The 25,712-nt window shown below is 72.7% G+C and carries 21 protein-coding genes; 15 read left to right on the top strand and 6 right to left on the bottom strand.

Annotation, left to right across the window (positions count from 1 at the left end):
• Positions 1–40: 40 nt before the first annotated feature.
• On the bottom strand, positions 41–796 hold the full coding sequence (locus tag JQN83_RS03975; protein ID WP_208565606.1) for a TIGR03089 family protein: 756 nt from the start codon (positions 794–796) through the stop codon (positions 41–43).
• Positions 797–953: 157 nt separating this feature from the next.
• Here JQN83_RS03975 and JQN83_RS03970 point away from each other — a divergent pair, with 157 nt between their 5' ends.
• Together JQN83_RS03970 and JQN83_RS03965 are read left to right on the top strand one after the other, a co-directional pair.
• Positions 954–1,235 (top strand): SCO0607 family lipoprotein, encoded by a 282-nt coding sequence (locus tag JQN83_RS03970; RefSeq protein ID WP_208565605.1) that lies wholly within the window; start codon positions 954–956, stop codon positions 1,233–1,235.
• A gap of 330 nt (positions 1,236–1,565) precedes the next feature.
• Complete coding sequence (locus JQN83_RS03965; protein WP_307798984.1) at positions 1,566–3,911, top strand: esterase-like activity of phytase family protein; 2,346 nt, start codon at positions 1,566–1,568, stop codon at positions 3,909–3,911.
• Positions 3,912–3,999: 88 nt separating this feature from the next.
• Here the strand turns inward: JQN83_RS03965 and ligD (JQN83_RS03960) are convergent, their stop codons facing one another.
• A complete protein-coding gene (ligD, locus tag JQN83_RS03960) occupies positions 4,000–4,923 on the bottom strand; it encodes a non-homologous end-joining DNA ligase (protein WP_208565604.1) in 924 nt (307 codons plus the stop codon).
• Positions 4,916–5,854, bottom strand: coding sequence for a non-homologous end-joining DNA ligase (ligD, locus tag JQN83_RS03955; protein ID WP_208565603.1), 939 nt, complete (start codon positions 5,852–5,854; stop codon positions 4,916–4,918). Before ligD (JQN83_RS03955) ends, ligD (JQN83_RS03960) begins: the two co-directional genes overlap by 8 nt.
• 85 nt (positions 5,855–5,939) lie before the next feature.
• On the opposite strand from ligD (JQN83_RS03955), the gene ku reads away from it, so the two are divergent.
• A complete protein-coding gene (gene ku, locus JQN83_RS03950; RefSeq protein ID WP_208565602.1) occupies positions 5,940–7,028 on the top strand; it encodes a non-homologous end joining protein Ku in 1,089 nt (362 codons plus the stop codon).
• Positions 7,029–7,113: 85 nt separating this feature from the next.
• Here ku and JQN83_RS03945 read toward each other — a convergent pair whose 3' ends face one another.
• On the bottom strand, positions 7,114–7,506 hold the full coding sequence (locus tag JQN83_RS03945) for a PPOX class F420-dependent oxidoreductase (protein ID WP_208565601.1): 393 nt from the start codon (positions 7,504–7,506) through the stop codon (positions 7,114–7,116).
• Positions 7,507–7,695: 189 nt separating this feature from the next.
• Here JQN83_RS03945 and JQN83_RS03940 point away from each other — a divergent pair, with 189 nt between their 5' ends.
• The 7 genes from JQN83_RS03940 to JQN83_RS03910 all read left to right on the top strand — a co-directional run bounded on the left by JQN83_RS03940 (position 7,696) and on the right by JQN83_RS03910 (position 19,591).
• Positions 7,696–8,343, top strand: a complete 648-nt coding sequence (locus JQN83_RS03940) for an FKBP-type peptidyl-prolyl cis-trans isomerase (protein WP_208565600.1) — start codon at positions 7,696–7,698, stop codon at positions 8,341–8,343.
• Between the two features lie 141 nt (positions 8,344–8,484).
• Positions 8,485–9,309 carry an SCO6745 family protein gene (locus JQN83_RS03935; RefSeq protein ID WP_208565843.1) on the top strand — a complete coding sequence of 275 codons (825 nt, stop codon included), beginning with the start codon at positions 8,485–8,487 and terminating at the stop codon, positions 9,307–9,309.
• Positions 9,310–9,658: 349 nt separating this feature from the next.
• Complete coding sequence (locus JQN83_RS03930; RefSeq protein WP_208565599.1) at positions 9,659–11,446, top strand: hypothetical protein; 1,788 nt, start codon at positions 9,659–9,661, stop codon at positions 11,444–11,446.
• Positions 11,443–14,895 carry an AMP-binding protein gene (locus JQN83_RS34040; RefSeq protein ID WP_208565598.1) on the top strand — a complete coding sequence of 1,151 codons (3,453 nt, stop codon included), beginning with the start codon at positions 11,443–11,445 and terminating at the stop codon, positions 14,893–14,895. The genes JQN83_RS03930 and JQN83_RS34040 overlap by 4 nt, the downstream gene beginning before the upstream one ends.
• A 29-nt stretch (positions 14,896–14,924) precedes the next feature.
• Entirely contained in the window at positions 14,925–15,899 is a 975-nt protein-coding gene (locus JQN83_RS03920; RefSeq protein ID WP_208565597.1) for a hypothetical protein, read from the top strand.
• A gap of 4 nt (positions 15,900–15,903) precedes the next feature.
• Positions 15,904–17,799 (top strand): ABC transporter ATP-binding protein, encoded by a 1,896-nt coding sequence (locus JQN83_RS03915; protein WP_208565596.1) that lies wholly within the window; start codon positions 15,904–15,906, stop codon positions 17,797–17,799.
• 4 nt (positions 17,800–17,803) lie between these two features.
• Positions 17,804–19,591 carry an ABC transporter ATP-binding protein gene (locus JQN83_RS03910; RefSeq protein WP_208565595.1) on the top strand — a complete coding sequence of 596 codons (1,788 nt, stop codon included), beginning with the start codon at positions 17,804–17,806 and terminating at the stop codon, positions 19,589–19,591.
• A 13-nt stretch (positions 19,592–19,604) separates the two neighbouring features.
• On the opposite strand, the gene JQN83_RS03905 is transcribed toward JQN83_RS03910, so the two are convergent.
• On the bottom strand, positions 19,605–19,877 hold the full coding sequence (locus JQN83_RS03905) for a hypothetical protein (RefSeq protein WP_208565594.1): 273 nt from the start codon (positions 19,875–19,877) through the stop codon (positions 19,605–19,607).
• A 405-nt stretch (positions 19,878–20,282) separates the two neighbouring features.
• Here JQN83_RS03905 and JQN83_RS03900 point away from each other — a divergent pair, with 405 nt between their 5' ends.
• The 5 genes from JQN83_RS03900 (at position 20,283) to JQN83_RS03880 (ending at position 23,862) form a co-directional block, all read left to right on the top strand.
• Positions 20,283–20,474 carry a hypothetical protein gene (locus tag JQN83_RS03900; RefSeq protein WP_091244640.1) on the top strand — a complete coding sequence of 64 codons (192 nt, stop codon included), beginning with the start codon at positions 20,283–20,285 and terminating at the stop codon, positions 20,472–20,474.
• Positions 20,475–20,713: 239 nt separating this feature from the next.
• Positions 20,714–20,950 (top strand): helix-turn-helix transcriptional regulator, encoded by a 237-nt coding sequence (locus tag JQN83_RS03895; protein WP_244251579.1) that lies wholly within the window; start codon positions 20,714–20,716, stop codon positions 20,948–20,950.
• A 53-nt stretch (positions 20,951–21,003) separates the two neighbouring features.
• A complete protein-coding gene (locus JQN83_RS03890) occupies positions 21,004–21,660 on the top strand; it encodes an HAD family hydrolase (RefSeq protein ID WP_208565593.1) in 657 nt (218 codons plus the stop codon).
• 41 nt (positions 21,661–21,701) lie between these two features.
• A complete protein-coding gene (locus JQN83_RS03885; RefSeq protein ID WP_208565592.1) occupies positions 21,702–22,838 on the top strand; it encodes a glutathione-independent formaldehyde dehydrogenase in 1,137 nt (378 codons plus the stop codon).
• A 10-nt stretch (positions 22,839–22,848) separates the two neighbouring features.
• Positions 22,849–23,862 carry an NADPH:quinone reductase gene (locus JQN83_RS03880; protein WP_208565591.1) on the top strand — a complete coding sequence of 338 codons (1,014 nt, stop codon included), beginning with the start codon at positions 22,849–22,851 and terminating at the stop codon, positions 23,860–23,862.
• Positions 23,863–24,040: 178 nt separating this feature from the next.
• Here the strand turns inward: JQN83_RS03880 and JQN83_RS03875 are convergent, their stop codons facing one another.
• Positions 24,041–25,675, bottom strand: coding sequence for a fatty acid--CoA ligase (locus JQN83_RS03875; protein WP_208565841.1), 1,635 nt, complete (start codon positions 25,673–25,675; stop codon positions 24,041–24,043).
• Positions 25,676–25,712 lie beyond the last annotated feature (37 nt).

Below are 25,712 nucleotides of genomic sequence, written 5' to 3'. Positions count from 1 at the left end.
GGCGCGTGGGGGCGCAGCGGGGTGCGGGCGGCGGGGGGGGTTAGAGGGTGCGGGTGATGTGGTCGGTGGAGATTCGGGCAGCCGACCTGGTGGGGTCGGGGTTGGCGCAGATGACCACGGAGGCGCCGGCGGCCAGCGGGGCGAGCAGCCATTTCACCGGTTGTTCGTGTTCGGCGGCATCGACCAGCAGGCGGTCGCCGGGGCGCAGGTCGAGTTGGGCGGCGACCTCCTTCGCCAGGCGTCCCCAGGCGGCGTAGCTCGTGCCGTCGGGGGTGGCCGGGGCAGCCGGGTGGACGGCCGCGTAGTCGGGTGGGGCGGCGGGGTGCCGGAGCACCTCGGCGGACCAGTCGAGCCAGCCCACCGGCACGTCCGCCAACAATCCGGGGCCGGTGCCGACGAGGTAGCGGTGCACCCCGTCGGGCACGTCCTCCAGCCAGTCATCGAGGCGTTCCGGGGTGACGAACACCGCGTCGTACGGCCGCTCGCCGCCCGGTTCGAGGACCGGCAACCCGGCGGTGGCGCGCGGCCGGAACGACACCGCCATCCCCACCGACCAGGCCCCGAGCAACACCGCAGCGGTACGCCAGTGCGGCGGCAGCAGCACCGCCACCCGGCTGCCCGGCCCGAGCCCGCACCCGTCGCGCAGCAGTCCGGCGGTGCGCGCCGCCCAGTCACCGAGCTGGTTCGCGGTCAGCTCCGTCCGCTCCCCGGTCGCGTCGTCGCAGTAGGTCAGCAGCGGCAGATCGACCTGCTCAGGCGCATCGGTCGACGTGGTGACGGCGAGGTGGGCAACCATCGGGCCTCCTGTCCGGACGGAACGTCCCACCCTACCGAGCCCACGAGCCACCGAGCGCCAGCCCGGCCACCACCCACCGCACCGCACCGCACCGCACCGGGGAGAGTTGAGTACGCGTGCGCATGACAGCGCCGCCCGCCGCCACGAGACTCGACCCATGCGTACGCGGATCATGATCGTTCTTGCCGGGGTGGGCCTGGGCGGCCTGCTGTTGACCAGCGGCTGCGGCTACCGGGAGAGCATCTGCAGCGGTGGCGAGTACCCGGCGATCGCGGTGGGCGGGCAGGGCGGCAGCGCCTGCTTCCCCGACAACCAGGAGCCGACCGCACCATACGTCCGCTACCCGCAGGGCAAGGTCCCGCAGCACGTCGACGACGAGTGGGACGTCTACTGGCGGGACCACGGCATCGACGCGAACGGCACCATCATCGAGCGCTGACCGGGCCGGCCGGTCACCGAGCGGTGGCCGGATCAGCCGGTCATCGAGCGCTGACCGGGCCGGCCGGTCACCGAGCGGTGGCCGGATCAGCCGGTCATCGGGCGGTGACCCGGTCGGCCCACTACCGCGCGGTGGCCGGGTGGACCGTCATCGATCGGGGGCCGGGTCGGCCCCCGCCCGGCCACCGCTTCGACCGGGGAAGACCGGCCGAAACGACGAGGCCCGCGAGCCAGCTCACCGCCGGCCCGTCGCCGGCCGTTAACCCGCTGGTCGACCTGCGCTCGGTCGCGCCTGCCAGCCTCCGTCCGAATCGAAACGTTCGGAGGAGCAGTGACAGCGACAAGAGTGTTCGCCTCGACGGTGGTGGCCGGCCTGGCACTGGCCACCCTGACCGCCCCGGGCAGTGCGGTCGCCGCGCCGGACCACACCGCCCCGGGCAGTACGGCGGCCGGCCAGGGTTACCCGGACCGGAAGTTCAACTTCGACCGCGCCGCCACCTACCCGGTGTTCCAGAACCGGCCGGCCGGCGAGGACCCGGCCACCGCGACGGTGGCCGAGATCTCCGCGGTCAGCCCGAACGGCCGTACCCTGGTCTACACCGACGCGGCGGCCCGGCGGATCGGCTTCCTCGACATCGGCCGGCCGGATCAGCCGCGCGGTCTCGGCACCCTCTCCCTGGCGCAGCTCGGCGACGTCGAGGACGAGCCGACCTCGGTGGCGATCGTCGGCCGGTGGGTGCTGGTGGTGGTGAACACCAGCACCGGTTACACCGCCCCGTCCGGCCGCCTCGACGTGATCGAACTGGCCACCCGGCAGCGGGTACGCAGCATCGACCTCGGTGGGCAGCCCGATTCCATCGCGATCAGCCACGACGAGCGGTACGCGGCGATCGCCATCGAGAACGAGCGGGACGAGGACGCCACCCCGCCCGGCGGCAGGAAGGGTGACCTGCCGCAGGCGCCCGCCGGTTTCGTCCAGCTCATCGACCTGGACGGGAAGGCGACGCCGCAGCGGTGGAAGCTGCGTACCGTCGCACTGACCGCCCCGGACGGCCTGGCGCTGCCGGTGCTGGCCGCCGCCGGGATCACCGAGCCCACCGACCCGGAACCCGAGTACGTCTCGATCAACGGGCGTAACCAGCTCGCGGTCACCCTCCAGGAGAACAACGGCGTCGTGCTGGTGGACGTGCCGACCGGCCGGATCACCCGGGCGTTCAGCGCCGGCACCGCCTCGGTCAGCGGCATCGACACGGTCAAGGACGGCGGGGTCGACCTGACCGGGTCGATCACCGACGTCCCCCGCGAGCCGGACGCGGTGGCCTGGGTCAACGACCGTTACCTGGCCACCGCCAACGAGGGCGACTGGCGGGGCGGCACCCGGGGATGGTCCATCTTCGACAGCCGGACCGGTCAGGTGGCCTGGGACGCCGGTAACACCTTCGAGCGCCTCGCGGTCCGCTACGGGTTGCACAACAACGACCGGGCCGCCAAGAAGGGCACCGAGCCGGAGGGCGTGGCGATCGCCGAGTACCACGGCGTGCGGTACGCGTTCGTCGGCTCGGAACGGAGCAACTTCGTCGCCGTCTACGACCTCACCCGGCCCACCGCCCCGGTGCTGCGCCAGGTGCTGCCCACCACCAACGGCCCGGAGGGGCTGCTCCCCATCCCCGGCCGTGACCTGCTCGCGGTGTCCAGCGAGACCGACGACGCCTCGGTGGGTGTCCGCGCCTCGGTGTCGCTCTACCGGTTGGGTGCGGACAGGCCGGGCTTCCCGAGCATCGTCTCGGCCGACGACGCGTCGGGTGCGCCGATCGGCTGGGGGGCGCTGGGCGCGCTGTCCGCCGTACCGGGCCGGCCGCAGCAGCTCTACAGCGTCACCGACGCCGCGTACACCCCGACCCGGATCCTGACCGTCGACACCCGACGCTCGCTGGCGGTGATCACCGATGCGACCACCGTGACCGACGCCGCCGGCAAGCCGATCGGGTACGACGCGGAGGGCATCTTCGCCCGGCCGCAGGGCGGCTTCTGGCTGGCCGTCGAGGGTGCCAAGGGCAGTGAGAACCGGCTGGTCCGGTTGACCGGCGACGGGCGTACCGAGCAGACCGTGCCGCTGCCGGCGGAGGTCGCCGCCGGGCTGGGCAAGCAGGGCTTCGAGGGGGTCACCGCCAGCACCGGCCGCGACGGCCGGGAGATCGTCTGGGCGGTGCTCCAGCGGGAGGTCGCCACCGACCCGGCCGGCGTCGTCCGGATCGGCCGGTACGACGTGACCGCCGACAGTTGGAGCTGGTTCGGCTACCGGCTGGAGAGCACCACCGTCCCCGGGGACTGGATCGGGCTCTCCGAGATCACCGTGGTCGGCGACCGGCTCGCCGTGATCGAACGGGACAAGCTCAACGGCCCGGCCGCCACCGTCAAGCGGATCTACACGGTGCCGCTGCCGACCGGCCCGGCCGCCACCGGCCCGCTGACCGTGCTGCCCAAGACCCTCGCCGTGGACGTGCTGCCGGCGCTGCGGGCCACCAACGGCTGGACCCAGGAGAAGCTGGAGGGGCTGACCGTCGGCGGCGACGGCCAGGTCTACGCGATCACCGACAACGACGGCGTGCTCGACGCCACCGGGGAGACCGTGCTGCTGCGACTCGGCACGTACCGGAAGGTCTTCGGCAGCCGCTGAGCGACGCCACGGCCCGGCCGCCCGCTCCCCCGGGTCTGCCGGGCCGTGGCGCGACCGACCCGGCGGCCCGTGGGCTGCCGGCGACGGCTCAGCGCCTCGCCCGGACCGCCGGCAGTTCGGGGCCACCGTCCAGCAGGGGCGCGAGCAGGTCGCCGGACTTCTCCACCCGCCGCAGCACCTCCCCTGCGGTGTACGGCTTCACCGAAGGCCGCTTCCCCGCCGCCCCCGCCTCGACCTCGTCCCAGGTCAGCGGGGTGGACACCGCCGGCACCGCCTGCGCCCGCAGCGAGTACGGCGCGACCGTCGTCTTCGCCGCGTTGTTCTGACTCCAGTCGATGAAGACCTTGCCGGGCCGCAGGTTCTTCGCCATCCGCGACACGACCAGTTTCGGGTGTGCCTGCTCCAACTCCTGGGCGATCCGTTTCGCGTAGTCGGAGACGACATCGGCGTCCTGGGTGGCGCTGATCGGGCAGCAGAGCTGCATGCCCTTCTTGCCGGAGGTCTTCGGGTAGGCCGTCACCCCGTCGAGGGCGAGCCGGTCGCGCAGCAGGACGGCCACCCGGCAGCACTGCGACAGCCCCGCCGGTGGGCCGGGGTCGAGGTCGACGACCATCAGGTCCGGGTGGGTGCCGATCCGCCACTGCGGGGTGTGCAGTTCGAGGGCGGCGAGATTGGCCAGCCAGACCAGGGTGGGCAGGTCGTCGGCGACCACGTAGTCGATGGTCTCCCGGCCTTTGCTCGACCCGGGCACGGGCAGCGTCTCGGTGCGTACCCAGGTGGGGGTGGCGGCGGGGGCGTTCTTCTCGAAGAACGAGCCACCGGTGACGCCGTTGGGGAAGCGGATCCTGGTCAGCGCCCGGTCGGCCAGGTGCGGCAGCAGCACCGGGGCGATCCGGGTGTAGTAGTCGATCACCTCGCCCTTGGTGAAGCCGGCCTCCGGAAAGAGCACCTTGTCCAGGTTGGACAGGTCCAACGCCCGGCCGTCGACCTCGACCTTCACCCGCTCAGGCATCCTCCACCTCCCCGGGCGGCTTGTCGGGGCGCAGCCGCAGCACCCGGGGGAACCGCAGCCGCCCGTCCGGGGTGCGCTGGCCGTACTTGACCTCCACCACGATGAGGGGGGTTACCCAGATCGCCCCCCGGGCATCCTCGCGCGGCACGTCCCCGCCGAACGGCGACCCGTCGGCGCGCAGCGGTTCGAGTTCGCGCAGCAGTTCCCGTTCCAGGGCCGCACCGATCCCACCGCCGACCCGCCCCCGGTAGGTGAGCCGCCCGTCCGGGCCGGGCACCCCGACCAGCAGCCCGCCGATCTTCCGCGCGCCGGGCCGCCAGCCGCCGACCACGAAGTCGCCGGTCACCTCCAGTTTGACCTTGACCCAGTCCGGCGAGCGCACCCCGGGCCGGTAGACCGAGTCGGCCCGCTTGGCCAGCACCCCCTCCAGGCCGTGTTCCCCGGCCGCCTGGTAGGTGGCGGCACCGTCGGTGAAGCAGGGTGGCACCGCCCACCGGGCCGCCCCCAGCCCCAGGCCGTCGAGCGCCGCCCGCCGTTCGTGGTACGGCCACCCGGTGAGGTCCTCGCCCCGCAACCGCAACACGTCGAAGATCATGTAGGTGACCGGGATGGTGGCCGCCAGCCGGGCCGCCTTCGCCCGGTCCCGCACGTGCATCCGCTCGGCGAGGGCGGTGAACGAGGGCTGCCCGGCCGGGTCGAAGAGGACCACCTCACCGTCGAGCAGCGCGTCGTCGACCTGCTCGGCCAGGGTCACCAGCTCCGGGTACGCGGCGGTGATCTCCACACCGGAGCGGGCGTACAGGTGCGGGTGGCCGCCGACCAGGTCGGCGAGCGCGCGTACCCCGTCCCACTTGAACTCGTACGCCCAGCCGGCACCCACCGGGAGCGGCCCGGTCGTCGCGAGCATCGGCTTCAACGGCGGGCCGGGCACCTGTCCGACTGTAGTTGCGCACGGAAGCGCGTGCGGCGGCTTCGATCGTTTGCGATCCTGGTCAGATCGGGGAGAGGAGCAGGGGATGCGGGCGATCTGGAAAGGAGCGGTGTCGTTCGGGCTGGTCTCGATCGGGGTGAAGCTCTACTCGGCCACCGAGGAGAAGGACATCCGGTTCCACCAGGTGCACCGCGACGACGGCGGCCGGATCCGCTACAAGCGCACCTGCTCGGTCTGCGGCGAGGAGGTCAGCTACGACGACATCGCCAAGGGGTACGACCTGGGCGGCGGCGAGCTGGTGATCCTGACCGACGCCGACTTCGCCGACCTGCCGTTGACCAGTTCCCGGGCGATCGACGTGCTGGAGTTCGTCCCCGCCGAGCAGGTCGACCCGATCCTCTACAACAAGGCGTACTTCCTGGAGCCCGAGGGGACCGCCACCAAGCCGTACGTGCTGCTGCGGGACGCGCTGGCCGACTCGGAGCGGGTGGCGATCGTCAAGGTGGCGCTGCGCCAGCGGGAACAGTTGGCCACCCTGCGGGTCCGCGACGGGGTGCTGCTGCTCAACACGATGCTCTGGCCCGACGAGGTGCGTACCCCCGACTTCGGTTTCCTCGACGAGGACCTGAAGGTCCGCCCGCCGGAGCTGGCGATGGCCGCCTCGCTGATCGACTCGATGGCCGGGGAGTTCCAGCCGGACGCCTTCACCGACGACTACCGGGCGGCGTTGCAGGAGGTCATCGACGCCAAGGTGGAGGGCCGTGAGGTGGTCCAGCCGGCGGAGGAGGAGGCCGCGCCGGCCGCCGCGGTGGACCTGATGGCGGCGTTGAAGGCGTCCGTCGAGCGGGCCCGGGTCGCCCGGGGCGAGACGCCGTCCGGCGGGGCGGGCGAGCCGACGCCGATCTCGTCGGCCCGGTCGGCCAAGCGGGCGTCGAAGGCCCAGCCGGCGAAGACCCCGACGGCGAAGGCGGCGAAGACCCAGGGGGCGAAGGCGGAACCGGCGAAGAAGACCCCGGCCCGGAAGGCCCCGGCGCAGAAAGCGGAACCGGCGAAGAGAACCGCCGAGAAGAAGACCACCAAGGCCGCCGCGAAGAAGACCGCCGAGAAGAAGACCACCAGGGCCCCCGCGAAGCAGGCCGCCGAGAAGAAGGCCGCCCCGCGCAGGAGCGCCTGACCGGGCGGGTTCCGACGCCGTCGGGGCAGGTCCGGCGTTGCCCCGGCGCGACGGCGGACCGTCCGCCGGGGTCCACCCCCGGCGGTCAGCCCATGCCGAGCTTCTGGGTGGGGGTGATCCGGACGATCACCCGCTCCTCGCCCGGCCGCCGGAACGGGTAGGTGTCCTGCCCGAGGTACTTCTTGGCCAGCCGGTCGATGTGCGCGTCGGCGCCCTCGGTGACGAACTCGGCGGTGCCCCTCACCCAGAGGGTGCGGAAGTCGTCGGCCCGGTCGACCACCGAGATCGCGACCACGGGGTTCCGGGCGATGTTGTGGTATTTCTGCCGCCCCAGGGCGGTGTTGAACAGGATGTGCTCGCCGTCGACGTCCACCCAGACCGGGGTGACGTGCGGCGTGCCGTCCGCCTCGATGGTCGCCACGTGGGCGAGTTGCGGCTCGGAGAGCAGAGCCCGGTCGTCGTCGGTGAGGATCGCCATGGTCGAGAACCTACCGCCGCCCGGCGTCCGGCACCCGCGAAGAGAGGGAGGAAACCGGAGGCCCTGGCCCGTTCGGGGACACGGCGGGCAGGCGACGGCCCACCCACGGCATCGACCCGGGTACCGTGTGCGCTGGCCACGGCACCGGGTCGCCGGGCCGGCCACCCACATCAGCAGGGAGTCGAGGACGTGAGCGAGCGTACGGAGAACCGTTCGGCGGGCCAGGGCCAGGGCTCGGAGACGAAGGCACAGCGGCGGCTCGCCGCCCAGTTGGCGGCGCAGAAGGCCGCCGAGGCGCGCAAGCGCCGGCAGGCGTGGTTGGGTGCCGTGGCCGGCGTCGCCGTCATCGCGGTGATCGTCGGGGTGTTCGTGGTGGTGCGCAACGGCGAGAAGGAGGACCCGAAGCCGGCTGCCGCTCCCGTCGGCTGCGCGGGTGACTTCCCCAAGCTGCCCGAGGGTGCCGACCAGGCGCTCTGCACTAAGCCGCAGGCCACCAAGGGCGAGGGTGAGCTGACCGGGCTGAAGGCGACCCCGTTGATCCGGGGCACCGGCCCGGCCGCGCAGGCCGGCCAGCAGATCACCGTGAACTACGTGGGTGTGTCGTACAAGACCGGTGAGGAGTTCGACGCCTCCTGGAAGCGGTCCGAGCCGTTCACCTTCGGCCTCGGCCAGGGCAACGTCATCCCGGGCTGGGACCAGGGCATGCAGGGCCAGACCGTGGGCAGCCGGGTGCAGCTCGACATTCCCGCCGACCTGGCGTACGGCGACAAGCCGCAGCGCCCGGGTGCGCCCTCCGGCCCGCTGCGGTTCATCGTCGACGTGCTGGCGGTGCAGTAGACCACAGGGGTCTTCCGGCCCGACACCTACCGGCAGTAGGTTCGGGGTCACCGTGGGCGGCCGGCCCGCGCCACGGTGACCCCCACCGACCCGGAGGTGCGCGTGCCGGCGCTGGACGTTCCCGGGCGGACCGCCCGGGTGATGTGGACGCACGTCGAACCCCTGCACGCGATCACCTACTTCCATCCCCGGGCCCGCGCCGCCCACGAGGCGATCGGGCTGCGCGGTTACTGGCGGGGCTACTTCGCCGGCCGGGCCGCCCCGCTGGGCCCGGTCGACGCCGCCCCGGTCATCGCCGCTTTCTTCACCTTCGCCCCGCCCATGGTGAGCCGTGCGCTGCCGGCGGTGTGGCAGCTGGCCTCCCCCGAGGAGGCGTTGCGCGCCCGGCTCACCGGTGCCGTGCAGGCGCTGGCCGAACTCACCTACGAGCTGCCCGAGGCGCACCTGGCCGAGGCGGCGGAGCTGCTGGAGGCGGCGGCCGTCGGGGCGGACACCGCCGGCCGGGTGCTCGGTGCGGCCAACGCCGCCCTGCCCCGGGGCGACTATCCGCTGGCCCGGCTCTGGCAGGCCGCCACCACGCTGCGGGAGCACCGGGGCGACGGGCACGTGGCCGCCCTGGTCGCCGCCGGTCTCGACCCGGTCGAGACGTTGGCCTTCCGGGTGGCCGGGGGCATGCCGGCGGAGCACCTGCTCGGCCGGGGTTGGACGCCGCAGCAGTGGGTGCAGGCCCGGGGCCGGCTGGTCGACCGGGGTTGGCTGACCGGCGACGGCGAGACCACCGAGGAGGGGCGGGCCGGCTTCCAGGCCGTGGAGGACGCCACGGACGTCGCCGCCGCCCGACCCTGGCAGGCCCTCGGGCCGGACGGCACCGGGCGGCTGCGGGAGTTGCTCGTCCCCGTCGCCCGCGCCTGTCACACGGTCATCCCGACGGACAGCCCCATCGGGCTGCCCGCTCTGCACCCCTGACCGCGCCGGCCCGGCACCCCTGACCGCGCCCCGCTCTGCACCCCTGACCGCGCCGGCCCGGCTGCCCGGGCGGTCGCGGTCGACCACGCCGGTCCGGGCTGGTCGCGACCCCTCCCGCTCCGCCCGGCACGATATTGACACACCTATTAACCTCAGGATGACCGCGACGTCGGGAGCGCTCCCACGTCGAGGTGGAGAGCCGTCCCCTAGTCCCCGTGGCACCGCCACGGGCCCCCACTCTCCAGGTCGGCTGCCGGTCGCCGCCAGCCCCATCGACCACCGCAACGACGACCGTCGTGCGGGCCGGCCCCTGTGCGCCGCAGCCTGCCCGGTCGCGAAAGGTAGGAACGTGCGACGTACGAAGACCGACCAGTGGACCCAGGAACTGCGCGACGTGCGAGACCCCGCCGAACTGTTCGGTGGAAGCGCCCAGACGGCGGTTCTCCGCCTGCTCACCATGGCGGGCAAGGTTCCCTTCCGGTCCGCCTTCGACGGGCTGACCCTGCGTGAGCAGGCATTCGTCCGGCACCTGCTCGGCCGGCAGCAGCTGCGCCTGACCCCACCCGGCGACGACGTGTCGCCCGCCCGGTTCGTGCTGTCCCACTCGACGCTCGGCAAGCTGACCGTGCACGAACCGGCCCGGGGTGACCTGCCGACCGAGGAGGTCGTGGCCGAGATCGCGCTGCCCGACTGGATGACCGAGATGCTCGACGAGGAGTGCCTGGCGGCCGAGGCCGAGGAGGAGCACCAGCGCCACGAGCTGGACCAGCTGCTGCACACCTGGCACGCCGACGGCAGCCTGCCGCAACGGCTCGAAGAGGTCATCGACTGGGTCGAACGCGTCGAGACGGTGCTGATCTACGTGCAGCGTCGGGTGTTCTCCCGCTCCGACTCCGGTTCCAGCACCCTGATCCGCGACGGCGTCCTGCCCGCGCTGCGGGACCGCGCCCCGGCCGACTGGAGCCCGGAGGAGCGGCTGTTCGTGTCGGCGATCCAGTTGCTGTTCCGTACCGGCCGGGCGGTGCGGTTCGAGGAGTTCAACGGCCGCCAGCTCAGCGCGGTCAGCCTGCGGCGGGTGCTCACCACCCGCTGTGCGACGTACCTGCGGGCGCTCGGCGAGCCGGTCACCGGGCAGGTGAGCACGGCGACCCTGACCGAGCTGGCCGTCCTCGCCGGTGACCTGGTGGAACTCGTCGACGGCGGCGACCACATGCGCTACCGGCGGGTCAACGGGCTGACCTACGCCAAGGACGAGTACCTGCTGCCGTGGGCGCAGGACCAGCGCCGTCAGGACGAGCTGCCGCAGACGCTTCGTACCCTCAGCGGCCTCCTGACCGAGCAGGTCGACGACGGGGACGCCCCCACCTGGGTACGGGACGCCACCGCCGCCGCGCTGCGTACCGCCCACCGCGGTGGTGACCGGCACGAGCTGACCCGGATCCTGGAGGGCATCGTGCTGGGCGCGGTCGTCGACGCCCACGCCGACTACGGCATGTCCAGCGGCATCCGGGACCTGTCCCGGCTGAGCGGGCCGGCCGGGCAGTACGGCGAGGAGGTGGCCGGCCTGAAGAAGCCGGACTTCTTCTGCTGCGTGCTGCCCAGCCCGCAGATGGCCGCCGACCTGCCCGGCGACGCCGTCACCGACATCCTGTGGCAGGTCGCCCAGCGGATGATGTACAACCGTTGGCACTTCGTGCCCGGCAACTTCGACCGGGTCGAGGTGCCCCGGCAACGGCACTACTTCTTCCCGCCGCTGGTGCCCGACATCGGTGAGTGGGGCGACCTGCGCCACGGTGGTCACAGCACCGCCCGCGTCCGCTACACCCTGCGCGCCCCCGGCGCGGCGATGTGGAAGCAGCCGCTCACCGTCGCCGGTCGACAGTACCGGGGCGCGTTCGACATCCGGCTGGTACGCATGGACGGGCCACCGTTCACCCTGGACGAACTGCGGACCGCCTCCCGGTACTCCGCCCTGGTCGACGTGTTCTGGCGGGAGATCGCCGGCGACGCCGAGGCCCACGGCGGTTGGACCCCGACGATCGCCTCGTTCGACGCCGACTGGTACGCGAAGCACACCTGGCATGAGCCGGTGGAGCGGCTGGTCGCGAGCACCCAGACGGTCGGCGGGCGCGCGTGAGCGTCCACCCGCACCACGTCGTCGTCAACGACGAGGACCAGCATTCCCTGTGGCCGACGGACCGGCCCGTGCCCGACGGTTGGACGACGGTCTTCACCGCGTCGACCGAGGCGTGCCTGGCGTACGTCGCCGAGCACTGGACCGACCTGCGGCCCGCGTCGCTGCGTACCGCCGATGGGTTCTCCTCCCCCGACGGGCGGCGGGGTCCGGCCACGGTGGACACCGCGCGGTCGGTCGCCACCGGGCCGCGCCGTCCGATCGACCAGGTCCCGTTGCACGTGCTCGTCGACGAGGCGCTCGCGGCCGACCCGGGGCGGGTCGCGGTGCGCTTCGCGGGGGTCGAGGTCACCGCGGGTGACCTGCTGGCCCGGGTCCGGCACACCGCCCGGGTGCTGCGGGCCCACGGTGCGGGTCCGGAGACGCCGGTCGCGGTGCTGCTGCCCCGCTCGGTGGACGCGGTGGTGGCGATCCTCGGGGTGCTGGCCGCCGGGTCGGCGTACCTGCCGCTGTCCGTTCACGACCCGGCGGACCGGCGGACCCGGATCCTGGCGGACGCGGGTGACCCGGTGCTGCTGACCGGGCCGGGGCACCGGGGCCTGGTGCCCGCCGGCTACCCGGCGGCCGTGCTCGACGTGTCGGCGTTGCCCGACGCGCCCGGCGGCGACGACGGTGACGGTGGCTGCCGGGTGGAGAACCTGGCGTTCATCATGTACACCTCCGGCACCAGCGGCGCCCCCAAGGGTGTCCTCGGCACCCACCGCCAGCTGGTCAACTATGTGCGCTGGTGCGCCGAGGAGTTCGCGTTCCAGCCGCAGGAGCGGGCGGTGCTGCACGCCCCGCTGTACTTCGTCGGGTCGGTGATGACCCTGTTCACCGCCCTCGTCGCGGGCTGGGAGCTGGAGGTCGCCCCGGAGCCGGTCGCCTTCGACGACCTGATCGCGTTGACCGGTGTCGCACCGTGCGGGTTCCTGAAACTCACCCCGTCGCACGTACGGGCGATGACCGCCCTCGGTGGCGTCGACGACGTCGCCCGTCAGGTCATGATCGGCAGTGAGCCGCTGTACCTGACCCCCGAGTTCGACAGGTGGATCAGCAACAGCCCGAAGTCGGGCTTCGGCAACCACTACGGCATGAGCGAGACCGTCGGCGCCACCTGGTACTGGATCGGCACGGACCGTACGGTCGGCCGACGACTGCCGGTCGGTGCGCCCATCCCCAACGCCGAGGTGCACATCCTCGACGAACAGGGTCGGCCCGTGCCACCCGGCGGGACCGGCGAGATCTGCCTCGGCGGGGCCGTCATCGGCCGTGGCTACCACGGTCAGCCGGTGCTGACCGCCCAACGGTGGATCCCCCACCCGGCGGGCGGCGGTGCCCGGCTGCTGCGCACCGGTGACCTCGGCCGGTTGGGTCCCGACGGGGTGTTGGACGTGCTCGGCCGCGCCGACCGGCAGGTGAAGATCCGTGGCCAGCGGGTCGAGCCGCCGGCGGTCGAGGACGCGCTGCGCCGGTGCCCCGGTGTCGCCGAGGCGGTGGTGATCGCCGAACCCGACGGCCACGACCTGCACCTGGTCGCCTACCTGCGGTCCGAGGCGGAGCCACGACCCACCGAGGCGCAGTTGCGCGCCCACGCCGCCGGGTTGCTGCCGGAGGCGTCCGTCCCGAGCCGGTTCCGCTACGTCACGCAGTACCCGCTCACCCCGAACGGCAAGGTCGACACCCGTCTGCTGCCCACCACCGCGACGGTACGACCCGCACTGAGCACCACGTACGTCGCGCCGTCCGGAAAGTTGCAGACGGCGGTGGCGGCGGTGATCGCCGGGGTGCTGCGGGTGGACCGGCTGGGGGTCGACGACGACTTCTTCGAGCTGGGCGGCGACTCCATGCAGGTCGTCGAGGTGGTCACCCGGCTCGACGAGGAGCTGGGCCTGCCGGTGGGTATCGCCGACCTGTTCGACCGCCGTACGGTGCGCGCCCTGGCCGCCGCGTTGGACGGCCCCGGCACCCCGACGGTCGGGACGACCCCGACGGTCGTGGCCGTGGAGCCGGCGGATCAGGCGGCCCCGACCGGGGTCGGGCAGCCGGTCGCCCCGGACGCGGCGATCCAGGCGCGGTTCGCCGGAGCGCCCACCGCCTCCGCACCGCTGACCTGGGGTCAGGTGGCGATGTACCGGCCCATGCAGTGGTTCGGGGAGGCCAGCAAGGACTTCAACATCAGGCGGGTGCTGCGGTTTACCGCCCCGGCCCCGGCCGAGCGGGTGACCGCGGCCTGGTCGGAGCTGGTGCTGCGGCACCAGGTGCTGCGGACCCTGATGACCGACGACGGTGACGGCCCCCGCCAGCACCTGCGCGCCGACGGGACGTACCCGCCCCTGGTGCGGGACACCACCGCCGACGCGCTGCCGCAGGCCGCCGACGACGCCGCCGCCGAGCTGGCCGGCACCGCGTTCCAACTGGACCGGGAGTGGCCGGTGCGGTGGGCGCTGCTGCGGGTCGACGGGCTGGTCGAGGCCGTCGCCGTGGCCGCGTCGCACGTGTCGCTGGACGGCTGGTCGCTGGAGTTGCTGCTGGCCGAGCTGCGCACCCTGGTCGACGGGGAACGTGCCCTGCCCGCACCGGGCTGGCAGCCGTTGGACCAGGCCGGCTACGAGGCTTCGCCCGCCGGGCAGCGCCGGGCCCGCCAGTCACTGGCGTACTGGCGGGCCCGGTTGCCTGCGGTGCCGCACCGGATCTTCGACGGGCCGGAACACGACGGGGGTGCGCTGCCGGTCGTCACCTGGCGGATGGAGTCGACCGCCGTGGCCGCTGCCGCCGCCACCCTGGCCGAGCGGACCGGCGCGTCGTCGTCCACGGTGGTGCTGACCGCCGCGCTGCTGGTCCAGGCGGCGCTGACCGGCCGGGACCGGGCCGTGGTGAAGCTCATCGCGGGCAACCGGAACACCCCCCGTCAGCGGCAGCTCGCCACCGGCATCGCCCAGAACGCGTTGCTGGTCTTCGACGTCGGCGACGGCGACGTCGAGGACGCGGTACGGCGCTGCTACCGCGACTCGACCGAGTCCTACTTCCACGCCACCTACCCGCCGGAGGCGTTGGACGACCTGATCGCGGCCGAGTGCGCCCAGGCCGACCTGTCGGTGTACTTCAACGACTCCCGGATGGGCCGGGACTTCGACCCGCCGACGGGTACGCCCGACCGTGCGGCGCTTGAGGAACTGGCCGCGCACACCACGGTGCGGCAGCTCACCGCCGTCGCCCGGCACGACATGACCTTCTTCCTCGCCATGCCCCACCTCGCCGGGGGCTGCGCGCTGCACCTGCTCGCCGACACCCGGCGCGTGCCCGCAGCCACCTGCCTGCGGGCGCTGCGGGGCATCGAGACGTTGCTGTGCGAGGCGGTGCTGCGACCGGTGCCGGTCCGGGACGTCGCCGCGCTGCTGGACCTCGGTTGAACCGCCCCACCCCACCGCAAGGAGCCTCGATGACCGACCCGTACCCGCTGCTGCACCGGTTGGCCGCCGCCGACGACGACGCGCTCACCGGCACCCCGCTGCCGCCCGACGGTCGCTACCAGGTCGTCACCACCACCATCGACGAGGTCACCGCCCAGATCGTGCGTACCCTCCGGGACGGGTTCGCCGGCCGCAGCCCGGCCGACTTCCCGCTGCTGGTGCTCGGCTGGGGGCGCTGCCGGGTGGGTTCGACGGCGGTGACGAACCTGTTCGGCATGGCCCAGGCGGCGGCCTACTACCAGCCGGTCAAGACCATCGGCCGGTTCGCGCTCACCGGTGGTGAGGGTTCGCCGTGGAAGCTGCCCGACGGTGAGCCGGTGCTGTTCGCCAAGGAGATGGCCGGGCCGTACGTGCCGTTCGAGGCGTTGTTCAACCCGGCGCGTTGCCTGATCGAGGCGGGGTGGCCGGTCGACCGGCTGCGCCTGCTGGTGCTGGACCGTCAGCCCCGGGCGTCGCTCGACTCGTGGATGGCCAAGTGGGTCGGCAAGATCGGCCGGGAGCGGGTGGTGCAGAACTTCGTGCTGAGCACCCTCAACTACGCGCGGATGCGCCGGTACGCGGCGGCGGAGGGGTTGGCGGTGACGCACTTCCCGTACGAGTGCAGCCGGTTCCCGCAGGAGACGGTGTCGCGGTTGTTCACCCGCCTCGACATCGGTCACCTGTACCGGCCGGAGATGCTCACCGGTTGGGGTGCCGCCGGTGACCTCAACTCCGACCAGTCCAAAATCCACAATCCGGTCGAGCCGGAGCCGTACGTCGTGCCCGGCCTGCACGGCAACGCCGACGAGTACCGCTTCCGGGAGCGTCAGGTCACGGCCCTCACCGAGGCGGAGCTGGCCGTGGCGGACAGCCCCGAGGTGGTCGATTCCTACCAGCTCTCGGTGCGCGGCTGCGCCCAGGAGCTGGAGCTGCCCGCGGTGCTGCGGGACAAGGTCTTCGGCTGACCCGATGACCACCTCCACCACCGGCACCGGTCAGCAGTGGCGCGAGGCCGCAGCGGCCCGGCTGCGCATCGCCCGGCAGTTCCCCGCCGCCGGGCCCGGCTGGAGTGCCGTCGCGCTCGCGCTCAGCGTGTCCCGGGGGGTGCTGCCGGTCGTGTTCGCGATCGCCGTCAGCGTCACCGTGGGGCGGATCGGCCCGGTGCTGGCCGGCACCACCGCGCAGGCCGAGGTGTGGTGGCCGCTGGCCGCGGCCGGGGCGGCGTTGATCGCGCTGCAACTGGCCGAGGCGGCGCAGAAGGCCGTCGCCGAGCAGCTCGGTCGACGGGTCGACGGGCACATGTACCGGCGGCTCATCGCCGCGTCGCTGTCGACCCGGGAGATCACCCCGCTGGAGGACCCGGCGGTCCTGGACGAGTTGGGTGAGGCCGGGCACGAGCTGCGGTTCGCGTTCCGCACCCCCGGCGCGGCGTACGCCGGGCTGATCGCGCTGGTCGGGCCGTACACCCAGGTCGTCGGGTTCACGGTGGTGGTCGCGGTGGTGCTGGGCCCGTGGGCGGCGCTGGCGATGCTGGTGGTGGTGCTGTTGTTCCGGCACGGCCAGCGGGGTGGGTTGCGCCGCTACGCCCGGGTCATCCGTGACGTGGCGGCGCTGCGCCGGGAGAGCCGTTACCTGCGTGGGCTGGCGATGGGTCCGGCCGCCGCGAAGGAGCTGCGTGTCTTCGGCCTGACCGGTTGGCTGACGGAGCGCTACCGGCAGGTCTACCGTCGGGTCCTGGCCCCGGTGTGGGCCGAGCGGCGGCGCATCTACCTGCGGCCCTACCTGCTCTACACGGCCGTCGGGTTGGTCGGCGTGGCCGCCGTGCTGGCGCTGGCCGGGGTACGCGCCGCCGACGGGGCGGTCGACCTGGCCGGGCTGGCGTTGGTGTTGCAGGCGGTGATGGCGCTGATCCGGCTGGGCGAGTTCTATCCCGACTCCGACACCCAGACCCAGTACGGCATGAACGCCGAGACCGCCGTCACGGCGTTCGAGCGGGCCATGGCCCGCTATGCCGAGCCACCCGACACCGGCCGGGCCGGGCCGCCCGCCACCACCGCCCCGGCGATCGACTTCACCGGGGTACGTTTCGGCTACCCCGGTGCGGCCCGGCCGGTGCTCGACGACCTGGATCTGCACATCCCCGCCGGGCAGTGCACCGCCCTGGTGGGGGCGAACGGGGCGGGCAAGACCACCCTGGTGAAGCTCCTGGCCCGGCTGTATTCGCCCGACGCCGGCACGGTGCGCGCCGACGGCGCCGACATCGCCGACCTGCCGGCGCGGGACTGGCAACGTCGGATCGCCGTGGTGTTCCAGGACTTCGTGCGCTACGAGCTCTCCGCCGCCGCCAACATCGGCTTCGGTGCCGTCGAGCACCTCGACGACCGGGCCGGGGTACGCCGCGCGGCGCAGGCGGCGGGGCTGCTCGACACCCTCGACGCGTTGCCGAACGGCCTGGACACGGTGTTGTCGCGGGCCTACGAGGGTGGTCTGGACCTGTCCGGCGGGCAGTGGCAGCGGATCGCCATCGCACGTGCCCTGTTCGCGCTCTACCACGGCAGCACCGTGCTCGTGCTCGACGAGCCCACGGCGGCGTTGGACGTCCGCGCCGAAGCCGAGTTCTTCGCCCGGTTCGCCGAGCTGACCCGGGGCCGGACGACGATCCTCATCTCGCACCGGCTGTCCAGCGTCCGGTTGGCCGACCGGATCGTCCTGCTCGACCAGGGCAAGGTCGTCGAGCAGGGCAGCCACGACGAGCTGATGGCGGCGGGTGGCCGGTACGCCGCCATGTTCACCCTCCAGGCGGAACGTTTCGCCGACGACGCCGACGACGCCGACAGCGGCCCGCAGACCGAGGTGGTGAGGTGAGCCGATGATGAGGTCGATCAGCGGGTTGATGCGGTTGTCGTGGCGGCAGGACCGCCGCAAGATGACCGTGGCGTTGGCGCTGATGGCGGGCAACGCGGTCGCGGTCCCGGCGGCGGCGGTGGCGCTGAAACACCTCACCAACGCGGCGGCGGCGGGTGACGCCGGGACGGCCGCCTGGTCGGGCCTGGCCGTCGCGGTGGCGGCGATCGCGGCGCTGACCTGCGCCCACTTCGCGCACATCGCGTACTTCGAGGTGTCCGAACTCAACGTGCTCAGCACCGACGAGCAGCTCGTCGAGATCAGCAACGGCACGCCGTACCTCGACCACCACGAGCGGCCCGACAGCGCCGACCGGATGGCCCTGGCCCAGGACGAGTTGCAGCGCATCGGCGAGGGGTTGCAGGCGCTGCTGACCGGCGGTTCGCTGGCGGTCAGCCTGTTGCTGACCACCGTGCTGCTCACCCTGGTCCACCCGGCGCTGGTGGCGTTGCCGCTGCTGGCCGCCCTGCCGGTGCTGGCGGGCCGGTGGGCGCAGGCCGCCGCCGACCGGGCCCGCGAGGAGAGCATCGTCGACACCCGGCAGGCCCGGCACCTGTTCGAGCTGACCACCGACGCGGCCTCGGCCAAGGAGCTGCGGCTGCTGGGCCTGGTCGAGCACCTGCAACAGCGTTACGCCGAGCACTGGCAGCGGGCCACCGCCCGGATCTGGCGGGGCGAGCTGACCGCCGGGTGGTGGCGTGCGGCCGGGCAGGCCGTGTTCGGCCTCGGCTACGTCGCCGCGCTGGTCCTGGTCGTCGGCGACGCGATCCGGGGCCACGCGGACGTCGGCGACGTGGTGCTGGCCATCCTGCTCGCCTCGCAGCTCAACCAGCAGGTGGCCGGTGCGGTGACGATCACGCAGCAGCTGGTGCGCAGCGGCCGGTCGCTGCGCCGGCTCGACGAGGTGCGGGAGCTGGTGCCGCAGCCGGTCCCGCCGCCCGGTGCGCCGGTCACCCCGCTGCGCCCGCCCGAGCGGCTGCTGGAGGGCATCCGCCTGCGCGGGGTCACCTTCGGCTATCCCGGCGCGGACGGGCCGGTGCTGCGCGACGTGGACCTGCTGCTGCCCGCCGGCAGCACGGTGGCGATCGTCGGCGAGAACGGCGCGGGCAAGACCACGCTGGTCAAGCTGCTCAACCGGTTCTACGAGCCCGACCGGGGGGCGATCCTGATCGACGGCGTCGACCTGCGCCACATCGACCTCGCCGCCTGGCGGGAGCGGACCACGGCCGCGTTCCAGGACTACGCCCGCCCGGAGCTGACCGCCCGGCTGGCCGTGGGCATCGGCGACCTGCCCCGGGCCACCGACGACGACGCGGTACGCACCGGCCTGGCCCGCGCGCACAGCGGCGTCGTCGACCGGCTGCCCTACGGGTTGGACACCCGGCTGGGTCGTAGTCACGCCGACGGTGGGGTGGACGCCTCCGGCGGGCAGTGGCAGCAGCTCGCGCTGGGCCGGGCGATGATGCGCGACGCCCCGCTGCTGATGGTGCTGGACGAGCCGGCGTCGGCGTTGGACGCCGAGGCCGAGCACCGGCTGTTCGCCCGGTTCACCGACGGCGCGGCCCGGGTCGCCGCCGACAGCGGCGGGGTGACGGTGTTCGTGTCGCACCGGCTCTCCACCGTCCGCAGCGCCGACCTGATCATCGTGATCGGCGACGGCGGGGTACGCGAGATGGGCACCCACGACGAGTTGATCCGCCTCGACGGGTTGTACGCCGCCCTCTACGCCACCCAGGCCACCGCCTACCGGTGACCCGCCCGCCCGTTCAGGGCCTCACCTTCGATCCGGACCGCCGCTGTCGCCCGACCGGCACGGGGGCGGTCCGGCGGTGGACGACCAGCCCCGCCGGCTGTACGAAGATCGACCGTCGGGCCACCGCGTCGCCCTTGTCGTCCAGTTGGTAGACGTCGAGCCAGCACCAGCCGTCGTAGGTGATCCAGTCCAGCACCCGGATGACCCGGCACCGGATGGGCTTGCCGAACTGCACGCTGGCGGCCTGGGTCACCTCGATCAGGTCACCCGCTCGGAGTGTGGTCATCGCAGGTCCCCCACCTGCTCGGTCACGACCCACCGCCCGGCCAGGGCCTCTGGTTGATCACGAGTCGGCCGGCCGACCGGTTGGGCCTGGGCAGCCAACCGAGGAATCTGCGGTGGAGAGCGCCGGCCGGAGCCCAGCCCATGTCCTGCATGGCGGACACCAGATGCGCGCTCATGTAGACGGCGAGGAACACCGGAGCGCGGTCGTACTCCGCGATCAACTCCCGGCGGCGGGTGGGACATGGCCAGGGCGATTCACACCCGGCGCATGTCCAGACAGGCAGAACAGGTCCGTGGCTTGTCATCGGTCCACCACATCACACGATGTTGTACGAGGGCAACCCCCAAGGGCATTGCCTTTCCCGCTACCGCCTTATGCAAGTCCGCCAGACCATAGCGTCAGGCTGTGGAGTTGCTCGGGTTGGATGAGATCCGCGACCTGCTCGGCGGGATCAGCAAGCAGCGCGCCACGATCATCGTGGGCCGCAAGGGATTCCCCGACCCCTTCGTCACCTTGAAGATGGGCCGCGTCTGGGATGGCAAGGCCGTGCGGGCCTGGATCGCCACGAACCGCCCCAGCCCCGCCGACGAGGACTGAACCCATCAGGGCATACGTTCGGGACATGGACCGAGGGCCGGGCGACCTGATGGGGCCCTACGAAATCGCCCAACGCCTGGGTGTCTCCCGGTCGCGGTTCAGCAGATCGCGAACCGGCCCACCTTCCCGAGGCCCTACCGGGAGCTGCGAGGCATGAAGGTGTGGCTGACCGAGGATGTCGAGGAATGGATCAGGGAACACCGCCGCCCCAGGCCGCCATCGGACGAGGATGATCAAAGTTGAGCAAACGCATGGGTGAGCCAGAGGTGCCAGGGCCGCTCGTCGGCCCAGCAGAGATGTTGACCATGCTCGGCGTGGGCCGCTCCCGGCTGCGCCAGATCACCGCTCACCCGAAGTTCCCGCGCCCGTTCCAGACGCTGCAAGGCGGCTCTGTGTGGCTGCGGTCAGAAGTCGAGGCGTACATCAGGGACTACCGCCGCCCCAAGCCGCCAGCGGACGAGGACGAGCAGGGCTGACCCCACCAGGGGCCACCACGAGACCGGCGGGCGGGGTCGGGGAGGATGGCGGGGTGACGGTGGATGCGGTGGTGTTCGACCTGGACGGCGTGATCGTGGACTCGGAGCCGGTCTGGGAGGAGGTGCGCCGGGCGTACGTGGCGGCGCGGGGCGGCACCTGGCAGCCCGACACCCAGCGGCGGCTGATGGGGATGAGCACCGGCGAGTGGGCCGAATACCTCAGCGGTGAGCTGGGCGTCGACCGCAGCGCCGAGCAGGTCGCCGTGGACGTGGTCGAGGAGATGGCCCGGCGGTACGCGGTGCGCGTACCGCTGATCGACGACGCCGACCTGGTGGTGCGCCGGCTGGCCGCGCGGTGGCCGCTGGGGTTGGCCAGTTCCTCGCCGACCCGGCTGATCGCCGCGGCGCTGACCGCCGCGGACCTCACCGCCGAGTTCCGGGTGACCCTGTCGACCGAGCGGACCGCCCGGGGCAAGCCCGCACCCGACGTCTATCTCGCCGTCGCCGAACAGCTCGGGGTCGACCCGGCCCGGTGCGCCGCCGTGGAGGACTCCTCCAACGGGGTCCGCTCGGCCGCCGCCGCCGGGATGCGGGTGATCGCGGTGCCGCACGGGTCGTACCCGCTGGACCCGGACGCGGCGGAGCTGGCCGCCGTGGTGCTCTCCTCGGTGCACGATCTCACCCCCGAGGTGGTTGACCAGCTCGGCTGAACCGCCCCCGCGACCCGGCCGGTCCGCTTAGCGTCGGGACCATGAGAGCTGTGGTTTACCAGGGGCCGCACGAGGTGGCCGTCAACGAGGTCGAGGACCCGCGCATCGAGCACCCCGACGACGTGGTCGTGCAGATCACCACGACCGCGATCTGCGGTTCGGACCTGCACATGTACGAGGGGCGCACGCTCGCCGAACCGGGCATCGTCTTCGGCCACGAGAACATGGGCACGGTGGTCGAGGCCGGCACCGGGGTACGCGGGATCAAGGTCGGCGACCGGGTGTCGATGCCGTTCAACGTGGGGTGCGGGTTCTGCCGCAACTGCCGGGAACAGAAGACCGGCTTCTGCCTCACCGTCAACCCCGGCTTCGCCGGTGGCGCGTACGGCTATGTGGCGATGGGGCCGTACCGGGGTGGTCAGGCGGAGTACCTGCGGGTGCCGTTCGCCGACTTCAACTGTCTGAAGCTGCCACCCGGCACCGAGCACGAGAACGACTACGCGATGCTCGCCGACATCTTCCCCACCGGCTACCACGGGGTGGCGATGACCGGGCTGCGGCCCGGCGAGCGGATCACCGTGATGGGTGGCGGGCCGGTCGGGCTGATGGCCGCGTACTCGGCGGTCCTGATGGGTGCCGCCGAGGTGTTCCTGGTGGACCGGGTGCCGGACCGGCTGCGGCTGGCCGAGTCGATCGGGGCGACCCCGATCGACTTCTCGGCCGGGGACCCGGTGGCGCAGATCCTCGACCGGACCGACGGGGTGGGCACCGACCACGGGGTGGACGCGGTCGGCTACCAGGCCACCGGCGAGGGTGGCACGGAGCAGCCGGCATCGGTGCTGAACAGCCTGGTCGAGGTGGTCCGGGCGACCGGCGCGATCGGCGTGGTCGGGCTTTATCTGGCCAACGACCCGGGTGCGCCGGACGAGCACTCCGGCAAGGGCGAGCTGCTGTTCAAGATGGGCAAGCTCTTCGAGAAGGGCCTGCGGATGGGCACCGGGCAGGCCAACGTCAAGACCTACAACGAGTACCTGCGGAACCTGATCATGGCGGGGCGGGCCACCCCGAGCTTCGTGGTGAGCAAGGAGTTGCCGCTGGACGCGGCACCGGACGCGTACCAACGTTTCGACCGTCGCGAGGCGGGCTACTCGAAGGTGGTGCTCAAACCGGCGGCCTGAGGAGACGGCGATGCAGACGATCGTGTACGAGCGCACCGGTGACCCGTCGGTGCTCCGGTTGGTCGACCGGCCGGTGCCCGAACCGGGCCCGGGAGAGGTGCTGGTCCGGGTGGCGGTGGCCGGGGTGAACCCGACCGACTGGAAGAGCCGGCGGCAGCAGCCGTTGCCGGTCGGCTGGCAGACCCCGGGGCAGGACGGCGCGGGGGTGGTGGAGGCGGTCGGCGCGGGGGTCGACCGGGCCCTCACCGGTGAACGGGTGTGGCTCTGGGAGGCCGCCTGGCAGCGACCCTGGGGCACCGCCGCCGAATACACGGTGGTGCCGGTCCGGCAGGTGGTGCCGCTCGGGGACGCCTCGTTCGACCTGGGCGCCTGCCTGGGCATCCCGTTCCTCACCGCGCACCGCTGCCTGACCGTCGGGGAGTACGTGCCGGACACCCTGCACGCCGGGGCACTCAGCGACCACGTGGTGCTGGTGCAGGGTGGGGCGGGTGCGGTCGGCAACGCGGCGATCCAGTTGGCCCGCTGGGCCGACGCCTGCGTCGTCGCGACGGTGAGCAGCCCGGAGAAGGCGCAGTTGGCGGCGGCGGCCGGAGCCTCCTTCGTGGTCAACTACCGGGAGCAGGACGTGGTCGAGGAGGTCCGCAAGATCGCCCCCGACGGGGTGCACACGATCGTCGAGGTCTCGGCCGCCCGCAACGCCGCCGTCGACGTGCAGCTGCTGCGTACCGGCGGGGTGGTCTGCGTCTACGCCGACGACGGTGGGGGTGAGCTGACCCTGCCGATCCGGCCGCTGATGGCGCCCAACGCCCGCTGGCAGTTCGTGCTGGTCTACACGGCCCCGAAGGCGGCCAAGGCGCACGCGGTCACCGACGTGGCGGCGGCCGTCGCCCAGGGGGCGGTGCGGGTGGGTGAGGCGGCCGGCCTGCCGCTGCACCGTTTTCCGTTGGCGCAGGCCGCCGACGCACACCAGGCGGTGGAGGACGCGGTGGTGGGGAAGGTGCTGATCGACACCGCCGGGCAGTAGTTCCGAGGACAGTTCGCAATAACCCGGACAGACGCGAGGAAGTTTCGCAACAATGACATAGCGGGTCGCCCGCGAGGAAGGGCGGCCCCGGCGCGGTGCGAACGCCGGGGCCGCCCCTGGGGAGGGATGTTTCAGGAGTGACGTCCCTACCCCATCGGCGACGAGTCGCCGAAAAGTGTTACGGCCCCGCCAGCTCCCGCACCTCCAGGTCGCCGTCGGCGTACCGCGCACGCACCACCTTCTTGTCGAACTTGCCGACACTAGTCTTGGGCACCGCGTCGATGACCGCCCAACGTTCCGGCACCTGCCAGTGTGCCACCGAGCCGGCGAGAAACGCACGGAGCTGCTCCACACCGGTCGACGCGCCCTCCCGCACCACCACCGTGGCCAGTGGACGCTCACCCCACCGCTGGTCCGGCACCCCCACCACACAGGCCTCCTGCACGTCCGGGTGGGCCATCAGGGCATTCTCCAACTCCACCGAGGAGATCCACTCCCCACCCGACTTGATCACGTCCTTCGCCCGGTCGGTGAGGGTGAGGAACCCGTCCGGCGAGAGCATCCCGACATCCCCCGTACGCAGCCAGCCGTCGTGGAACTTCTCCGGGTCGGGGGCGTCCTCGCCGACGTACCGCGCGGTCACCCACGGGCCGCGCACCTCCAACTCCCCCACGGACGTCCCGTCGGCGGGCAACGGCTCACCCAGCGGGTCGACGATCCGGGCCGCCACCCCGGCCGGAATCCGGCCCTGCGTGTAGCGGTACTGCCAGGCGTCGTCCCCGGTCGCCCCGGCCGGGGCCCGGGACACCGACCCCAGCGGGGACATCTCGGTCATCCCCCAGGCGTGGATCACGTCGATGCCGTGCCGCTCGGCGAACGCGTGCATCAACGCCGGCGGGCACGCCGAACCGCCGACGATCACCTCCTTGAGCGACGAGGTGTCCACGTCGTGGGCGTCCAGGTGGGCCAGCAGGTCGTTCCAGATGGTCGGCACCGCGCCGGCCAGGGTGGGCCGCTCGGCGGCGATCATCTCGGCGATCGGCGCGGCCTGGAGGAAGCGGTCCGGCATGACCAGCGACGCGCCGGAGAGGAACGCCGCGTACGGCAACCCCCACGACATCGCGTGGAACATCGGCACGATGGCCAACTCCCGGTCCCCCGGACCCAGCCCGAACCCCTCCGGCAGGCACACCTGCAACGAGTGCAGATAGATCGACCGGTGCGAGTAGGCGACGCCCTTGGGATTGCCGGTGGTGCCGGAGGTGTAACAGAGCGCGGCGGCGTCCCGCTCGTCCACCTCCGGCCAGTCGAAGTGCTCGGGCCGGCCGGCCAGCAGGTCGTCCCACCGGTGGAAGGTGACCCGGTCCCCGGCGACCGCCCGCAACGGCCCGGGATCGCCCCCGCCGACCACCACCACGTGCCGCACCGTGGTCAACTCGCCGAGCACCCGGGCCAGCAGCGGGATCAGCGTCGAGTCGACGAGCACCACCCGGTCCTGCGCGTGGTTGGCGATGTAGGCGACCTGGTCGGGAAAGAGCCGCAGGTTGAGCGTGTGCAGCACCGCCCCCATGCTCGGCACCGCGAAGTACGCCACCAGGTGCTCGTTGTTGTTCCACATGAAGGTGGCGACCCGTTCGTCGCCGGTCACCCCGCACTCGTCGCGCAGCGCGTGGGCCAGCCGGGCCGCCGCGCGACCCACCTCGGCGTACGACATCCGGCGCGGCTCGGCACCCGTCCAGGTGACCACCTCGGCCGTGCCGTGCACCGTCGCACCGTGTTCGAGGATCCGGGCGACCTGGAGCGGGGCGTCCATCATCGTGCTACGCATGGGTGACAAGCTAGTGTCGCCG

It is taken from the genome of Micromonospora antibiotica (genome assembly GCF_017599305.1).
GTDB classification, from domain to species: Bacteria; Actinomycetota; Actinomycetes; order Mycobacteriales; family Micromonosporaceae; genus Micromonospora; species Micromonospora antibiotica.
This window is presented reverse-complemented; position numbering and strand designations above follow the sequence as displayed.

Bases quoted from the DNA above. Each gene is read 5' to 3' on its own strand.
- JQN83_RS03975 (WP_208565606.1), bottom strand. From the start codon at position 796: ATGGTTGCCCACCTCGCCGTCACCACGTCGACCGATGCGCCTGAGCAG.
- JQN83_RS03970 (WP_208565605.1), top strand. From the start codon at position 954: ATGCGTACGCGGATCATGATCGTTCTTGCCGGGGTGGGCCTGGGCGGC.
- ligD (WP_208565604.1), bottom strand. From the start codon at position 4,923: ATGCCTGAGCGGGTGAAGGTCGAGGTCGACGGCCGGGCGTTGGACCTG.
- ku (WP_208565602.1), top strand. From the start codon at position 5,940: ATGCGGGCGATCTGGAAAGGAGCGGTGTCGTTCGGGCTGGTCTCGATC.
- JQN83_RS03945 (WP_208565601.1), bottom strand. From the start codon at position 7,506: ATGGCGATCCTCACCGACGACGACCGGGCTCTGCTCTCCGAGCCGCAA.
- JQN83_RS03935 (WP_208565843.1), top strand. From the start codon at position 8,485: ATGTGGACGCACGTCGAACCCCTGCACGCGATCACCTACTTCCATCCC.
- JQN83_RS03920 (WP_208565597.1), top strand. From the start codon at position 14,925: ATGACCGACCCGTACCCGCTGCTGCACCGGTTGGCCGCCGCCGACGAC.
- JQN83_RS03915 (WP_208565596.1), top strand. From the start codon at position 15,904: ATGACCACCTCCACCACCGGCACCGGTCAGCAGTGGCGCGAGGCCGCA.
- JQN83_RS03910 (WP_208565595.1), top strand. From the start codon at position 17,804: ATGATGAGGTCGATCAGCGGGTTGATGCGGTTGTCGTGGCGGCAGGAC.
- JQN83_RS03905 (WP_208565594.1), bottom strand. From the start codon at position 19,877: ATGACCACACTCCGAGCGGGTGACCTGATCGAGGTGACCCAGGCCGCC.
- JQN83_RS03885 (WP_208565592.1), top strand. From the start codon at position 21,702: ATGAGAGCTGTGGTTTACCAGGGGCCGCACGAGGTGGCCGTCAACGAG.
- JQN83_RS03880 (WP_208565591.1), top strand. From the start codon at position 22,849: ATGCAGACGATCGTGTACGAGCGCACCGGTGACCCGTCGGTGCTCCGG.
- JQN83_RS03875 (WP_208565841.1), bottom strand. From the start codon at position 25,675: ATGGACGCCCCGCTCCAGGTCGCCCGGATCCTCGAACACGGTGCGACG.